The 14,703-nt window shown below is 58.8% G+C and carries 11 protein-coding genes; all 11 read left to right on the forward strand.

Translation table 11 applies throughout. The annotated features are described in order from the left end of the window. Nucleotides 1–536: 536 nt before the first annotated feature. On the forward strand, nt 537–1,331 hold the full coding sequence (tcyJ, locus tag BLV67_RS29685; RefSeq protein ID WP_065930854.1) for a cystine ABC transporter substrate-binding protein: 795 nt from the start codon (nt 537–539) through the stop codon (nt 1,329–1,331). Further along, the gene (gene tcyL / locus BLV67_RS29690) at nt 1,331–1,996 is read left to right on the forward strand and encodes a cystine ABC transporter permease (RefSeq protein ID WP_069786384.1); all 666 of its coding nucleotides are present in this window, start codon (nt 1,331–1,333) and stop codon (nt 1,994–1,996) included. The genes tcyJ and tcyL overlap by 1 nt, the downstream gene beginning before the upstream one ends. 2 nt (nt 1,997–1,998) lie before the next feature. Further along, the gene (tcyN, locus tag BLV67_RS29695) at nt 1,999–2,745 is read left to right on the forward strand and encodes an L-cystine ABC transporter ATP-binding protein TcyN (RefSeq protein ID WP_069786385.1); all 747 of its coding nucleotides are present in this window, start codon (nt 1,999–2,001) and stop codon (nt 2,743–2,745) included. 313 nt (nt 2,746–3,058) lie between these two features. After that, a complete protein-coding gene (locus BLV67_RS29700; protein WP_065930856.1) occupies nt 3,059–3,844 on the forward strand; it encodes a hypothetical protein in 786 nt (261 codons plus the stop codon). A 187-nt stretch (nt 3,845–4,031) separates the two neighbouring features. Then, nucleotides 4,032–5,273 carry an SfnB family sulfur acquisition oxidoreductase gene (locus BLV67_RS29705; protein WP_069786386.1) on the forward strand — a complete coding sequence of 414 codons (1,242 nt, stop codon included), beginning with the start codon at nt 4,032–4,034 and terminating at the stop codon, nt 5,271–5,273. Nucleotides 5,274–5,297: 24 nt separating this feature from the next. After that, a complete protein-coding gene (locus tag BLV67_RS29710) occupies nt 5,298–6,491 on the forward strand; it encodes an SfnB family sulfur acquisition oxidoreductase (protein WP_069786387.1) in 1,194 nt (397 codons plus the stop codon). After that, entirely contained in the window at nt 6,492–7,844 is a 1,353-nt protein-coding gene (locus BLV67_RS29715) for an LLM class flavin-dependent oxidoreductase (protein ID WP_069786388.1), read from the forward strand. A gap of 145 nt (nt 7,845–7,989) precedes the next feature. After that, nucleotides 7,990–8,805: a MetQ/NlpA family ABC transporter substrate-binding protein gene (locus tag BLV67_RS29720; protein ID WP_069786389.1), complete on the forward strand. Its 816-nt coding sequence runs from the start codon at nt 7,990–7,992 to the stop codon at nt 8,803–8,805. Beyond that, nucleotides 8,802–9,914 (forward strand): methionine ABC transporter ATP-binding protein, encoded by a 1,113-nt coding sequence (locus BLV67_RS29725; protein WP_069786390.1) that lies wholly within the window; start codon nt 8,802–8,804, stop codon nt 9,912–9,914. Before BLV67_RS29720 ends, BLV67_RS29725 begins: the two co-directional genes overlap by 4 nt. Then, nucleotides 9,904–10,548, forward strand: coding sequence for a methionine ABC transporter permease (locus BLV67_RS29730; RefSeq protein WP_065930862.1), 645 nt, complete (start codon nt 9,904–9,906; stop codon nt 10,546–10,548). The genes BLV67_RS29725 and BLV67_RS29730 overlap by 11 nt, the downstream gene beginning before the upstream one ends. 148 nt (nt 10,549–10,696) lie before the next feature. Then, nucleotides 10,697–14,521: an Ig-like domain-containing protein gene (locus BLV67_RS29735; RefSeq protein ID WP_069786391.1), complete on the forward strand. Its 3,825-nt coding sequence runs from the start codon at nt 10,697–10,699 to the stop codon at nt 14,519–14,521. Nucleotides 14,522–14,703 lie beyond the last annotated feature (182 nt).

Genomic DNA, 14,703 nt, shown 5'->3' on the forward strand with positions numbered 1-14,703 from the left:
GTCAGCGCATTTGGTCGGATCAACGGCGGCCAAATGTTCACCGCCTCCAACATCAACGGCAGCGCAGTCAGGGTGGATGACCTCAAAACGTTTTTGGTTCTTGCGCGTCATGACAATTCCTCGCAGGATTGAATGACGCGGGCGGGGTACACGGTGGCGAGCGGATTCACTCTCTTATACGTGGTCACAGCTTGCTGTGCCGACAATGACTCCACGCCGATACCGTGCAGGCCACTCTCCCACTCGGGTGCTGACACACCAGTGCTGGTTACGGCCTTTGCCCCGCCCGCGTTCTTCAACCTTACGATGAACCAGTTTGATGCGCGACAGCGCTACATCGAAGAGGTGGCGGGTCCTCCCACATTGGATCAACTTAATATTCCATAAAGAAATATCAAATTAATTTTATATTATTTTCAAGTCTTAAAAACTGGCTTTATAGTCGCGCCGCAGGCGAAGACGCGCACCGCGCTTTAAGGCAGGATACGACTACTGCGTCACCTGCTTCGCTCAACATAAAAACACAGGGGCTGTTCATGACTATTTCTGTATTGCGTCGCACGTTGCTGGTTGGCACTTTGGGCTTGGCACTCGGGGCTGGTCTGATGGGCCAAGCCATCGCGGGCGAGCAGCTGGACAACATCAAGAAAGCCGGCGAAATCAAGATCGGCCTGGAAGGCACCTACCCGCCGTTCAGCTTTGTCGATGAAAGCGGCAAGCTCAGCGGCTTTGAAGTCGAGCTGTCCGAAGCGCTGGCCAAAGAGCTGGGCGTCAAGGTCAAGCTGCAGGCCACGCCGTGGGACGGCATCCTCGCCGCCCTGGAATCCAAGCGCCTGGACGCGGTGGTCAACCAGGTGACCATCTCCGAGGAGCGCAAGAAGAAGTATGACTTCTCCAAGCCTTACACCGTGTCTGGTATCCAGGCGCTGGTGCTGAAGAAAAACGTCGACAGCATCAAGACCGCCGACGACCTGGCCGGCAAGAAAGTTGGTGTGGGCCTGGGCACCAACTACGAACAATGGCTCAAGGACAACCAACCCAAAGCCATCATCAAGACCTATAACGATGACCCGACCAAGTTCCAGGACCTGCGCATCGGCCGTATCGACGCCATCCTGATCGACCGCCTGGCCGCGCTGGAGTACGCCAAGAAGGCGCCGGACACTGCTGCGGCCGGTGATGCCTTCTCTCGTCAGGAAGCCGGTATTGCCCTGCGCAAAGGCGAGCCGGAACTGCTCGACGCGGTGAACAAGGCCCTCGACAAGCTGCGCGCCGATGGCACCTTGAAAAAGCTGTCCGAGAAGTACTTCAACGCTGACGTCACTGAATAATGGAAGCAGGTTTCCAACTCGCGCTGGACTCCGTGCCCTTTCTGCTCAAGGGCGCGTACTACACGGTGATTCTTAGCCTCGGCGGGATGTTTTTCGGCTTGCTGCTGGGCTTCGGCCTGGCCTTGATGCGTTTGTCGCGCTTCAAGCTTCTCAGCTGGACCGCCCGAGTCTACGTGTCGTTCTTTCGCGGCACGCCCTTGCTGGTACAGCTGTTTTTGATCTACTACGGCTTGCCGCAAGTGGGCATCGAGCTGGATCCGATTCCGGCGGCCATGATCGGCTTTTCGCTGAACATGGCCGCTTACGCCTGTGAAATCCTGCGCGCCGCGATCAGCTCCATCGAGCGCGGCCAATGGGAAGCTGCCGCCAGCATCGGCATGACACGCGCGCAGACCCTGCGCCGGGCCATCCTGCCGCAGGCCATGCGCACGGCCCTGCCGCCGCTGGGCAACAGCTTTATTTCGCTGGTCAAGGACACGGCGCTGGCCGCCACCATTCAGGTGCCGGAGTTGTTCCGTCAGGCACAGCTGGTGTCGGCGCGCACCTTCGAAATCTTCACCATGTACCTGTCCGCCGCCCTGATCTACTGGATCCTGGCAAGCATCCTGGCGCACTTTCAAAATCGCCTGGAAGACCGGGTCAACCGGCATGACCTGGAGTCCTGAGCATGATCGTGGTTGAAAAACTGACCAAACAATTCAACGCTCAGGTGGTACTCAACGGCATCGACCTGGAGGTCAAGGAAGGCGAAGTGGTCGCCATCATTGGCCCCAGCGGCTCCGGCAAGACCACCTTCCTGCGCTGCCTGAACCTCCTCGAAGAACCCACCAGCGGCCGTATCAAGGTTGGTGATATCGAGATCGACAGCAGCAAACCGCTCAACCAGCAACAAGGCCTGGTGCGGCGCTTGCGCCAGCATGTGGGTTTTGTGTTCCAGAACTTCAACCTGTTCCCGCACCGCACCGCGCTTGAAAACGTCATCGAAGGCCCGATCGTGGTCAAGAAGATGCCGCGCGAGGCGGCGACCGCACTCGGTCGCAAGCTCTTGGCCAGGGTCGGCCTGGCAGGCAAGGAAGACGCGTACCCACGGCGGCTGTCCGGCGGCCAGCAACAGCGCGTGGCGATTGCGCGTGCCTTGGCCATGGAGCCGGAGGTGATTCTGTTTGACGAACCCACCTCGGCGCTCGACCCGGAGCTGGTCGGCGAAGTGCTGGCGACCATCCGCAGCCTGGCCGAAGAAAACCGCACCATGGTTATCGTCACCCACGAAATGAGCTTTGCCCGCGATGTGGCCAACCGGGTGATCTTCTTCGACAAAGGCGTGATCGTCGAGCAAGGCGAAGCCAAGGCGCTGTTTGCCAACCCCAAGGAAGAGCGGACCAAGCAGTTTTTGAGCAAGTTTCTAGCCCACTGACAGTTTTTGTGGGAGCTGGCTTGCCAGCTCCCACCTAACAGCGTTCCTACACAAAATCCTCGTTCCCATCAGTAAAACACCCCGCCAAACCCGCCTTAAAATCCCCCGCCGCGTCAGCCTTTTCTGAATCTGCTCCAACTCGCCGTTTAGCCTTTTGCCGCCATTGACGCCCGCTGGCCAACCCTCTTATCTAGCGCACAGAGGATTGGATCCTATCCCGGCTACTCACTGAATCGTTCCTTTCGGCACCTTACGCGCAAACGCGCCACGGGCGCCGGAACGATTGCTGCTGGCTGCATCAAGGAGATTACTTATGACGCGCACCGCACCTCAGGCCACGTTCACCGCCCCAACCCTGCCCCAGGCAAACCGACACGGCATCAATGCCCTCGCCGCGACCCAATTGCAGGTGGATATCGCGCCTTACCCTGGCATGGACGAGGGCGACCTGATCGAACTGTTCTGGAACAACTGCTTTGCCGACTCGCGTCGGATTACCGCGTGCAAGGTCGGCACGCTGACCCGCCTGCGTGTACCCGAAAGTTTTATTCAGGATGGCACCGCACGGGTTCACTACCAGGTCATGCAAGTCGGCCACGGCCCGGCACGTTCAGACCTCACTCAGGTGCCCGTGAAGACCTGCTATCCGGGTGGCCACCCCTGCGCACTGCTGGACGATGAAAACCAGAACCTCGCCCCCGTGGGCCTGCCCGAGACCATCCGCCGCTACGGTGTCAACGGCAGCCAGGTGCGGCGCGGCATCCCGCTGACCATCCAGCCCTACCTGAACATGGCCACGGGCGACGCCATCACCCTGCGCTGGGGCGATGTGCGCCTGGACCTGCCGAGAATCCAGGCCAAAGGCGTCGGCCTGCCGGTGCAGGTGTGGGTGCCTTCCACAGTGATTATCGAAGCGGGCGACGACAGCCGGCTGGACGTGACCTACTGCATTCTCGATCGGGTCGGCAATAATTCGCGCTGGGCACCGGTACGCACCTTGAACATCGCTACTTGCGCGCCACAGCCGCCAGCCCGCCCCGTCAGGGCCGCGACGACCTATCAACCGCGCCAGCCCGGCTCGCCCTGCGAGCCCGGGTGACAGCCCTTCTATGCATATTCCAATAAGTTAGTTTATTTAAAAATTTAACACGCTTAGGGTATATGCACCGGACCACCGGACATCTCTGATTTTTCTGTTTTTATTTCATTGAATGCGAGGTCGGTATGGTCAGAATTACCCCGGTGCATAACGCCAGGGCATTACGTGCAGCCAAGGAGCGGCGCTGATGTCTAACTTGGCTCTAACACCCCCCCAGAGTGATCTGGACGTAGCCCCACTGCTGTTGCCGGCCACGGTGCTGCGCAACGACGCCCAAACGTTAAGCGCGGCCCACGAGCTGGCTCAGGCCGCGCGCCTGCAAGCGGCCAAACGCGACCAGCAGCGCAAGCTGCCCTGGGCGCAGCTTGAACAGTTCACCCGCAGCGGGCTGGGCAGTATTTCCATTCCCCGTGAATACGGCGGCCCCCAGGTGTCATTCGTGACCCTGGCCGAAGTGTTCGCGATCATCAGCGCAGCAGACCCGGCCCTCGGACAAATCCCGCAGAACCATTTCGGCATTCTGCACTTGCTGCAAAGCACCGCCACCGAGCGCCAGAAAAAGCAGCTGTTCCAGAGCGTGCTCGACGGTTGGCGCATCGGCAATGGCGGCCCGGAACGCGGCACCAAAAACACCCTGGAACTCAAGGCGCGCCTCACTGCCAAGGGTGACGGCCATGTGATCAGCGGCCAGAAGTTCTACTCCACCGGCGCCTTGTTCGCCCATTGGGTCGCGGTAAAAGCACTGAACGATGACGGCAAGCAAGTCATGGCATTTGTGCGCCGTGGCACGCCAGGGCTGCGCATCGTTGACGATTGGTCGGGCTTTGGCCAACGCACCACCGCCAGCGGCACGGTATTGCTCGATCAGGTGCCGGTGGACGCAGAGTTGATCGTCGACAACTGGCGCCTCGGCGAACGCCCGAATATCCAGGGCGCCGTCTCGCAACTGATCCAGGCCGCCATCGATGCCGGCATCGCCCGTGGGGCGCTGGATGACACCATCGCCTTCGTGCGCGAACGTTCGCGCCCGTGGATCGACGCCAAGGTCGAACGCGCCAGCGATGACCTGTACGTGATCGCCGATATCGGCAAACTGAAAATCGAACTGCACGCCGCCGAGGCCCTGCTGCGCAAGGCCGGCAAGCTGCTGGACGAAGTCAGCGCCGCACCGATCACCGCGCACTCGGCCGCCCGCGCCTCGATCGCCGTGGCCGAGGCCAAGGTGCTGACCACCGAAGTGTCGTTGCTGGTCAGCGAAAAACTCTTCGAACTGGCCGGCAGCCGCGCCACCCTCGCCGAATTCAACCTCGACCGCCACTGGCGCAACGCCCGCGTGCACACCCTGCACGACCCGGTGCGCTGGAAGTATCACGCCATCGGCGCGTATCGACTGAACGGCACTTTGCCTGCTCGACATTCCTGGATCTGACCGACCAGACATCTGGAGAAACCCATGACTTTTTCCCCTAACGTCGCGGTTATCACCAGCGACGAACAAGCCCTTGTTGTCGCCAGCGACCTGGCCGAAGACTTTGCCCGTGACAGCGCCCAGCGTGACCGCGAACGCCGTTTGCCGCTGCCCGAACTGGACGTGTTTTCGCGCTCCGGCCTGTGGGGCATCAGCGTACCCAAGGAATATGGCGGCGCCGGTGTGTCCAACGTCACTCTGGCCAAGGTCATCGCCCTGATCGCTCAGGCCGACGCCTCACTGGGCCAGATCCCGCAAAACCATTTTTATGCGCTGGAAGTGCTGCGTGTGAATGGCAGCCCGGCCCAGCAAAAACGCCTGTACGCCGAAGTACTCGCCGGGCAACGTTTCGGCAACGCCTTGGCGGAACTGGGCACCAAAACCGCCCACGACCGCGTCACCTCCATCAGCCGCGACGGCGATGGTTTTCGCATCAGCGGCCGCAAGTTCTACTCCACCGGCGCGATCTACGCCCAGCGCATCCCTACTTCGGTGGTGGATGAACACGGCGTGCAGCAACTGGCGTTTGTGCCCCGCGACAGCGAGGGCTTGAGCGTGATCGACGACTGGAGTGGTTTCGGCCAGCGCACCACTGGCAGCGGCTCGGTGGTGTTCGACAACGTGTGGGTGGCCGCCCAGGACGTGATCCCGTTCCAGAGCGCCTTCGAGCGCCCGACCACCGTCGGCCCGCTGGCGCAGATTCTTCACGCCGCCATCGACACCGGCATCGCCCGCGCCGCCTTTGAAGACGCGCTGCACTTTGTACGCACCAAGACCCGCCCATGGATCGACGCCGGCAACGACAAGGCCAGCGAAGACCCACTGACGCTCAAGAGCTTCGGCCACTTGAGCATCCGCCTGCACGCCGCCGAAGCCTTGCTGGAGCGCGCAGGTGAATACCTCGACCGCGCCCAGGCCGACAGCAATGCCCAGACCGTCGCAGCAGCCTCCATTGCTGTCGCTGAAGTGCGCGCATTGAGCACGGAAATCTCCCTGGCCGCCGGCAGCACCTTGTTCGAGTTGGCCGGCAGCCAGGCCACTCTGGCCGAGCATGGCCTCGACCGTCACTGGCGCAACGCCCGGGTGCACACCCTGCACGACCCGGTGCGCTGGAAGTACCACGCGGTGGGCAATTACTACCTCAATGATGAAAACCCGCCACTGCGGGGGACCCTCTGAATGGCCAAGAAAAAAATCCTGCTCAATGCCTTCAACATGAACTGCATCGGGCATATCAACCACGGCCTGTGGACCCACCCACGGGACACCTCGACGCAATACAAAACCGTCGAATACTGGACCGATCTGGCGCAAACCCTGGAGCGCGGGCTGTTCGACGGCTTGTTCATCGCGGATATCGTCGGCGTCTACGACGTGTACCAGAACGCTATCGACGTGCCGCTCAAAGAGTCGATCCAACTGCCGGTCAATGACCCGTTGCTGCTGGTATCGGCCATGGCCGCCGTGACCAAAAACCTCGGTTTCGGCCTCACCGCCAACCTCACCTACGAGCCGCCGTACCTGTTCGCCCGGCGCATGTCCACGCTCGATCACCTGAGCCGTGGTCGGGTCGGCTGGAACATCGTCACCGGCTACCTCGACAGCGCGGCCAAGGCCATGGGCCTGACCGAGCAGGTCGAGCATGACCGGCGCTATGACCAGGCCGATGAGTACCTGCAGGTGCTGTACAAACTCTGGGAAGGCAGCTGGGAGGACGACGCGGTGCTCAATGACCCCAGGCAACGGGTCTACGCGCAGCCGGGCAAGGTGCACAAGGTCGAGCATCACGGCGAGTTCTATCAGGTCGAGGGTTATCACCTGTGCGAACCCTCGCCACAGCGCACGCCAGTATTGTTCCAGGCCGGCAGTTCGGACCGTGGCCTGCTGTTTGCCGGGCGCCATGCCGAGTGCGTGTTTATCAGCGGCCAGAACAAGGCCGCGACCAAAGCCCAGGTGGACAAGGTGCGCGCCAGTGCCGTCGAGGCCGGGCGCAACCCGGAGGACATCAAGGTATTCATGGGGCTTAACGTGATCGTTGGCGCCACTGAAGCGCTGGCCTGGGCCAAGCACGCCGAGTACTTGAGCTACGCCAGCCCGGAGGCCGGCGTGGCGCATTTTTCGGCGTCCACGGCGATTGATTTTTCTCAATACGGGATCGACGAACCGATCCAGTACGTGAAAAGCAACGCGATTCAGTCGGCCACCAAGAACCTGCAGAACAACGACTGGACCCGGCGCAAATTGCTCGAACAGCACGCCTTGGGTGGGCGCTATATCACCTTGGTCGGCTCGCCCGAGCAGGTGGCTGATGAGCTGGAATCCTGGATCAGCGAGACGGGCCTGGATGGCTTCAATTTGACGCGGATTGTGACGCCGGAAAGCTATGTCGACTTTATCGATTTGGTGGTGCCGCAGTTGCAGAAACGTGGGTCGTACAAGACGGCTTATGAGCAGGGAACACTGCGCGAAAAGGTCTTCCACGCCGGCGCTCGCCTGCCCGAACAACACACCGGATCAACCTACCGACACTGAACCAAAACTGTGGGAGCGGGCTTGCTCGCGAAAGCGGTGTGTCAGCAAATGTATCTGGTGACTGATTCACCGCATTCGCGAGCAAGCCCGCTCCCACATTAGATCCTCATCGTTTGCTCGAATCTCTTATGACTGGAAATCGATTATGAAAAAAACACGGCTCTCCCACCCAGTCAAAGCACTGGCCCTGGCCTTCGGCTTGTTCAGCTCGGCCGTATTTGCCGCCGACGCACCGCTGAAAATCGGCACCACCGCCGCCTTCGCGATTCCCCTTGAAGCCGCCGTCGCTGAAGCCGGCAAGCAGGGCCTGAAAGTCGAGCTGGTGGAGTTCACCGACTGGATCGCGCCCAATGTCAGCCTGGCCGCCGGCGATATCGACGTGAACTACTTCCAGCACATTCCGTTCCTGGAAAACGCCAAGGCCGCCGCCGGTTTTGACCTGGTGCCATACGCGCCGGGCATCATCAATAACGTCGGGCTGTATTCCAAGAAGTACAAAACCATCAACGACCTGCCCCAAGGCGCCAGCGTGGCGATTGCCAACGACCCGATCAACAGCGGTCGCGGCCTGCAACTACTGGCCAAGGCCGGGCTGATCACCCTCAAGCCGGGCGTGGGCTACAAGGCCACCGAAGAAGACATCATCGCCAACCCGAAAAAGCTCAAGATCCTGCAAGTCGAGGCCGTGCAGCTGGTGCGCGCCTATGACGACGCCGATCTGGTGCAGGGTTACCCGGCCTATATCCGCCTGTCCAAGACCTTCGATGCCGAGTCGGCGCTGCTGTTCGACGGCCTCGATCACCCGGAATACGTGATTCAGTTTGTGATCCAGCCCAAGAGCAAAACCGACCCGCGCGTGATCAAGTTCGTCGACATTTACCAGCACTCGCCAGTGGTACGTGCGGCGCTGGATAAATCCCTCGGCAAGCTCTATCAGGTCGGCTGGGAAGATAAAAAATGACCGCCGCCAACGCCCTACTGCGCGACCTGGGCACACCGCCCAGGGACGCCGAGCAGACAGAGCTGCACCCGGACCTGAACCGCGCCCATGTGCGTTTTATCAACCTGGGCAAAACCTATGACGGCGCCGTGCATGCCCTGCAAGGCATTGATCTTGCGATCCAGCACGGTGAAGTGTTCGGCATTATCGGCCGCAGCGGCGCGGGCAAGTCGTCGCTGATCCGCACCATCAACCGCCTGGAGCAACCGAGCAGCGGGCGTGTATTGATTGATCAGGTGGACATCGGTGAGTTCGACGAAGACCGCCTGGTGGCGCTGCGGCGGCGCATCGGCATGATCTTCCAGCACTTCAACCTGATGTCGGCCAAGACCGTGTGGCAGAACGTCGAACTGCCGCTGAAAGTCGCCGGTGTGCCCAAGCCGCAGCGTGAGCAAAAGGTGCGGGAACTGTTGGAACTGGTCGGCCTCAAGGACAAGCACACAGCCTACCCGGCGCAACTTTCCGGCGGGCAGAAGCAGCGCGTGGGCATCGCCCGCTCGCTGGTGCATGACCCGCAGATTCTGTTGTGCGACGAGGCCACTTCGGCCCTCGACCCGGAAACCACCCAGTCGATCCTCGGCCTGTTGCGCGAGATCAACCAGCGCCTGGGCCTGACCATCGTGTTGATCACCCACGAGATGGCGGTGATTCGCGACATCTGCGACCGCGTGGTGGTATTGGAACACGGGCGCATCGTCGAGCAAGGCCCGGTGTGGCAGGTGTTCGGCAATCCGCAGCACGAGGTCAGCAAAACCCTGCTGGCGCCGTTGCAACACGGGCTGCCGGACGAACTGCAAAGTCGCTTGCAGGCTGAACCTTCGTCGACGGCGGCGGTGGTGTTGCGGTTGCAATTTACCGGCAGCACCGCAGACGAACCGGACCTGGCCGCATTGTTCAGCGCCCTCGGCGGGCGCGTGCGCTTGCTGCAAGGCGGCGTGGAACGCATTCAGGGGCATGCCCTGGGGCAATTGTTGCTGGCCGTGAATGACTCGCCCCACAACGCCGAAGCGTTGCGCAACCGTGCCGGACACTGGGCACAACAGGTGGAGGTGCTGGGCTATGTGGTTTGACCGTTTATTACAGGGCGCCATCGACACCTTGTTGATGGTCGGCGTGTCATCGCTGATCGCGTTGCTGGTGGGGATTCCGCTGGCGGTGTTTCTGGTCACCAGCGACAAGGGCGGCATCTATCAGGCTCCGGCGCTGAACCGCGTGCTGGGGGCGTTCGTCAATTTGTTCCGCTCCATTCCGTTTTTGATTCTGATGGTGGCGCTGATCCCGTTCACCCGGCTGATCGTCGGCACCACCTATGGCGTGTGGGCCGCCGTTGTACCGCTGACCATCGCCGCCACGCCGTTCTTTGCGCGGATTGCCGAAGTGAGTTTGCGTGAGGTCGATCACGGTTTGATCGAGGCCGCACAGGCCATGGGCTGCCGCCGCTGGCACATTATCTGGCATGTGTTGTTGCCCGAAGCGCTGCCGGGAATTGTGGGTGGTTTTACGATTACCCTGGTGACCATGATCAATTCATCGGCCATGGCCGGGGCGATTGGGGCTGGAGGCTTGGGGGACATTGCGTATCGGTATGGCTACCAGCGGTTTGATACGCAGATCATGCTGACCGTGATTGTGCTGCTGGTGGTGTTGGTGGCCGTGATTCAGTTGGGTGGGGATCGGTTGGCGCGGGGTTTGAACAAGCGCTGAGGCGCCTTCGTAGCTGCATGGATGAGGGGGGGTACCGCTCATCGGGACTGTCAGTTCTCACAGTAGAATCGAATGCTGCCCGACGTGCCTTATTTACCTTCCCCAAAGCGCCATTTGAGCGCGCCCTTAATCCAGCAAGGTGATGGCTATGTCTACTATGCCCGTTCCCTATGATGATCTGCCGACTGACCCCTATTCGGCTTATCCCCCGGTCGACCTGACTAAAGTCAAGTACCCTGAAACTCTCGACAACTCTCCCAACAGTCCTCGTGCCACGTGGGGCCTGGGTATCGAGAGATTATTCCCCGTGGGCATAGCGATAGAGGCTTGGAATGACCTAAATATCGGCGACTATTACGGCTGTCGCTGGCGTGATCTGAACAATCCTATAGCCTCGGACTTCGTCAAAGAGTTACTACCCCGCTACCACCTGTTTATTGACGGAAAGAAACTGCCGGAGGGCATCTCTCCGATGTTTTGTCGGGTCGTGCGGGCGGGCAGCAGGAATGAGAGTCGCTCTGCCACACAATGGGTGTTGATCAAGACCACACGGCCGGGCGGTGAAGACCGAAAAGAATGGGAACCGTGGCACAGCGAGTTGAGGCTGTCGGTAGAAGGCCTGGAACCGGGCTCGATCATTGACGCCGATACATTTAGTGGCGGTATATATTGCTTAATCGAAAATTATGAAAACCGCAGCCGGAACGATGTCATCACCATCGATTGGGGCGGCATAACCTTCGAATATACGGTAAGTCCCTTAGAAGCGAGCGGGACTAAAGCGCTCAGAATCAGGGTCCCAGATGGCAAAAACGAAGACGGCACAGCCAACCCCGCACTTAAGAACGTACTCAACGAAGGTCCGCAGCGTGGGCCGTTCGAAGTCAGATTCAAGGTCGTGGATGTAGTGGGGAACACGTCCGGGGGCAAGTACCATTTTTCCAAAGGCTTTCCATTACTCTCGAATCTGGACCCCAAACTGCTCCCCGCTCCAAGTTTTAAAGTGAACGGCCTGGATGAGTTTGAAGCTGATCTTGATCAGCAGGAAAGGCCGCTGTTTCAGCTGACTACCTTCCCACCTCGGGCCGCCAAAAAACCCGTGCCACTCAACAAGGTCAAGGCCAGCTTAAGAATCTTCAGCGAAGACAACGTATTAATTGAGTCCGTTGATTTGGGAGAGATTCCTGATACGAACGGGGGGGTTGAAACGTTCAATGTTGCCTATGAGCACGTTGCGAAAGCAGCGGGGGGCCGGTTTACGGCGTTCTATACCGTTTCCAACGCCGCCGGGACGAAGACATCGGGGAGCACCTTTGTCAGGGTTCTGGGCACAGCAACACACATGCCAGCGCCTGACATCAGTCCGATCGAAGGCACGCTCATGCCCCTCGACAAGGATGCTATCGTCAAAATTCCTGAATATTTCCCCTTCTATAAAACGGGAAGGGAAATGGTGGTGTTCGCACAGGGAGAGCCCGGTGAAGGTGGCTTGCTCTATACTGACACCCGTCTGGCGGGAGAGCAGGGCGGCGTACGTGACGTGCTCAAGGAAAACCTGAAGATATTTCAAGACAAAGGTCTTTTCCAAGTACATTACATCGTCAACAACGGGATGAATCTTCGCTCCTCCATCCGCCATTCAGAAAAGCGCTCGGCCGAACTGGGGGTTCGCGCAGTCGAAATACCTGCGCCGGTCGTTACATATGCCGAAGACGGCAACATCGATCCTAAAAATGTGAAACGCTCCATTTTGCTGATGTCGTTTCCCTACATTGGCGCGACCCCTGGCTGCACACTGGTTTGGAATGCCATCGGGGCCGACTACGATAGGTCAGACAGCGGCAGTATTCTCATCGACTCATCGACCGAAGGTCACCTTTTACCAGAGCTTTTGGTTGAGTTGAAAAAGGAAGTAGTACTCGGGAATGTCGATGGCGAAGTCTCGTTCAGCTACAGCGTGCAGCGGGCCGGCGCGGCCAACAAGCCGAAAGTCTATACGCGCTCCGAAGTACTCAACCTCACCGTTGGCCCCAAAGTAGTGATGGACACACCCATCGTCGTGGAGGCCGATAAACTCTTGCAGGATGAAGTTCATCCCAAAGACGTCTTGAACGGCGCCACAGTGCGAGTTAACTACTCCTCCATGCGCAAGACTGATGACATTATTGTCAGTTGGGCAGGTGAATTTGGTATCAGCATCATTGAGGTTCACGCAAAGGGCAACCCGCTGACCAATAGCGTTGACGTGCGTATCCCGCCTCATATCATTGCCTTGGGTATCCGGGAGGGCGGCAACAACATCACCGTGCAGTATCGTTTCAGTCGGGGGAACAGGACTTATACATCCAAACCTCTAGCCATCCGACTGAAGCTGGTGACGGCACTGCCCGCACCGACGATAAACGGTATCAAGGACGCACTCTTCCCCTTGCTGGCATTGGGCAACGAGGTGAAGATCGAAGTTGATCGGTGGATCCTGATTCAGAGAAACCAACGCAAGTTTTTGACCATCGAGGGTACCAACGCTGATGGCACTGCACTCCGGGAAACCGTCTATCTGGCCGACAACGTCACCGACGACGAAGTAGCAAACGGGGTTGCGTTCACCCTGGCGGGAGATACGCTGAGAGCACTCAAGGAGGACTCGGTTCTGAGAGTTATGTTTGGCGTAAGTTATGCGCAACGCGACGAACCGGAGACCGCGGTGCCCTTTGGCAAGCGTGAGTACCGAGTCCTGGCCGTGCCGGCAAGCCTTCCTGCTCCGGCTTTCGACAATAAACCTGGGGCCACACTCTCTGTTTCGCCGTTGAACTACCTGCAAGGGTCCTTCATAAGCGTGAAATATTCCGGCATGACCACGGCGCAAACTATCACTTGTGAGTTGCTGTATCCGGACGGGACTGTCGCCGATATTGCTCCGCAGAAAGGGGTAGCCGCCGGACGAGTCGACGTGACGATCAGCGCGCAAGTCATTGCCATGCTGGTGAATAAAACCGCCACATTACGATACAAGGTCACAACCGGCACCAAGGAAGTCTGGTCAGAACCGCAAATACTGACTGTCGGCACTATCCCCGCAGAAAACTTTCCGATGGCACTGATTAATGTCGCTCCGGACAAAGGCGAACAGAACCTTGCGACGTTTGCCGGCAATGCCACGTTGACGCTGGCCAAATGGCTCTTGATCTTCGCAGGCCAAAAAGTATGGATTACGTGCAGAAGTGTTGGGACAGCACAACTTGCTGTACTGACAGCCTATGAAGTAACCTCCGCCGATGTAACCAAGGGGCTGGTAAATATTCCGGTATCAAGGCCATGGCTTGAAGGCTTGACCAACAACTTCAAAGTAGAGGTGTTGGTCACGCTGGACAAGAGCACCAATATAGAAAATGCTGTTGCGTTTCGGCTTACGGACTATACAGTCAAGGGGCAACTGAGAATTGCGCAACAGGCGATGTATTTGAACGGGGTCTCTATTAAAGAGTTTCCGGCAGCCAGAACGACCGCCGAATCCTTTGGCAATGTACAGTACCGCGTTGCCTCCGGTGGGGCAGGTGGCTATGCCTATAGCTCCAATAACCCAAGAGTCGCATCAGTAGATGCGAGCGGTAAGGTGACCGGAAATGCAAATGGTTCTGCTACGATAACCGCCTTGGACAGAAACGGAACAAAAACCTCCTACGCTGTGTATGTAAGTAACGTGTACCGCCTCCTGTACACTAATACTCCGTTGAACTTTGGACAAGCGTGGGCCTGGGCTGCCTCAGTCGGGGGGGCGTATATGTTTGACGCGGCCATTTATGATATCGCTCGCAACTATATCAATGGAACAAATTTTCTAGTGGGGCGATGGGCTTACTCGGGCGGGGGATGCCCGGCCTACTGGGTAACTTACTACGATAATGCTAACGGAATTTATTGCAGGTATTTAACTGAAACGCACCCTGTAATGTGTTTGCAGCCAGTTTACTAACCGCGGTAAGTCCTAAGAAAGGGGCAGCTCTACTTAACCGTAGGCTGTCACTTTCTAACCTCTATTAAATCCGTCGTTCACTCTGCGTCTTGGTCAACCGCCGGCATACGCATCCGCATTCCCCGTCATTTCTGCGCGCACTGGTGCGGCAACTCATAGGGTATAGTCACCTCTCTTCAAAC

It is taken from the genome of Pseudomonas salomonii, from assembly GCF_900107155.1.
In the GTDB taxonomy this organism is placed as follows: Bacteria; Pseudomonadota; Gammaproteobacteria; order Pseudomonadales; family Pseudomonadaceae; genus Aquipseudomonas; species Aquipseudomonas salomonii.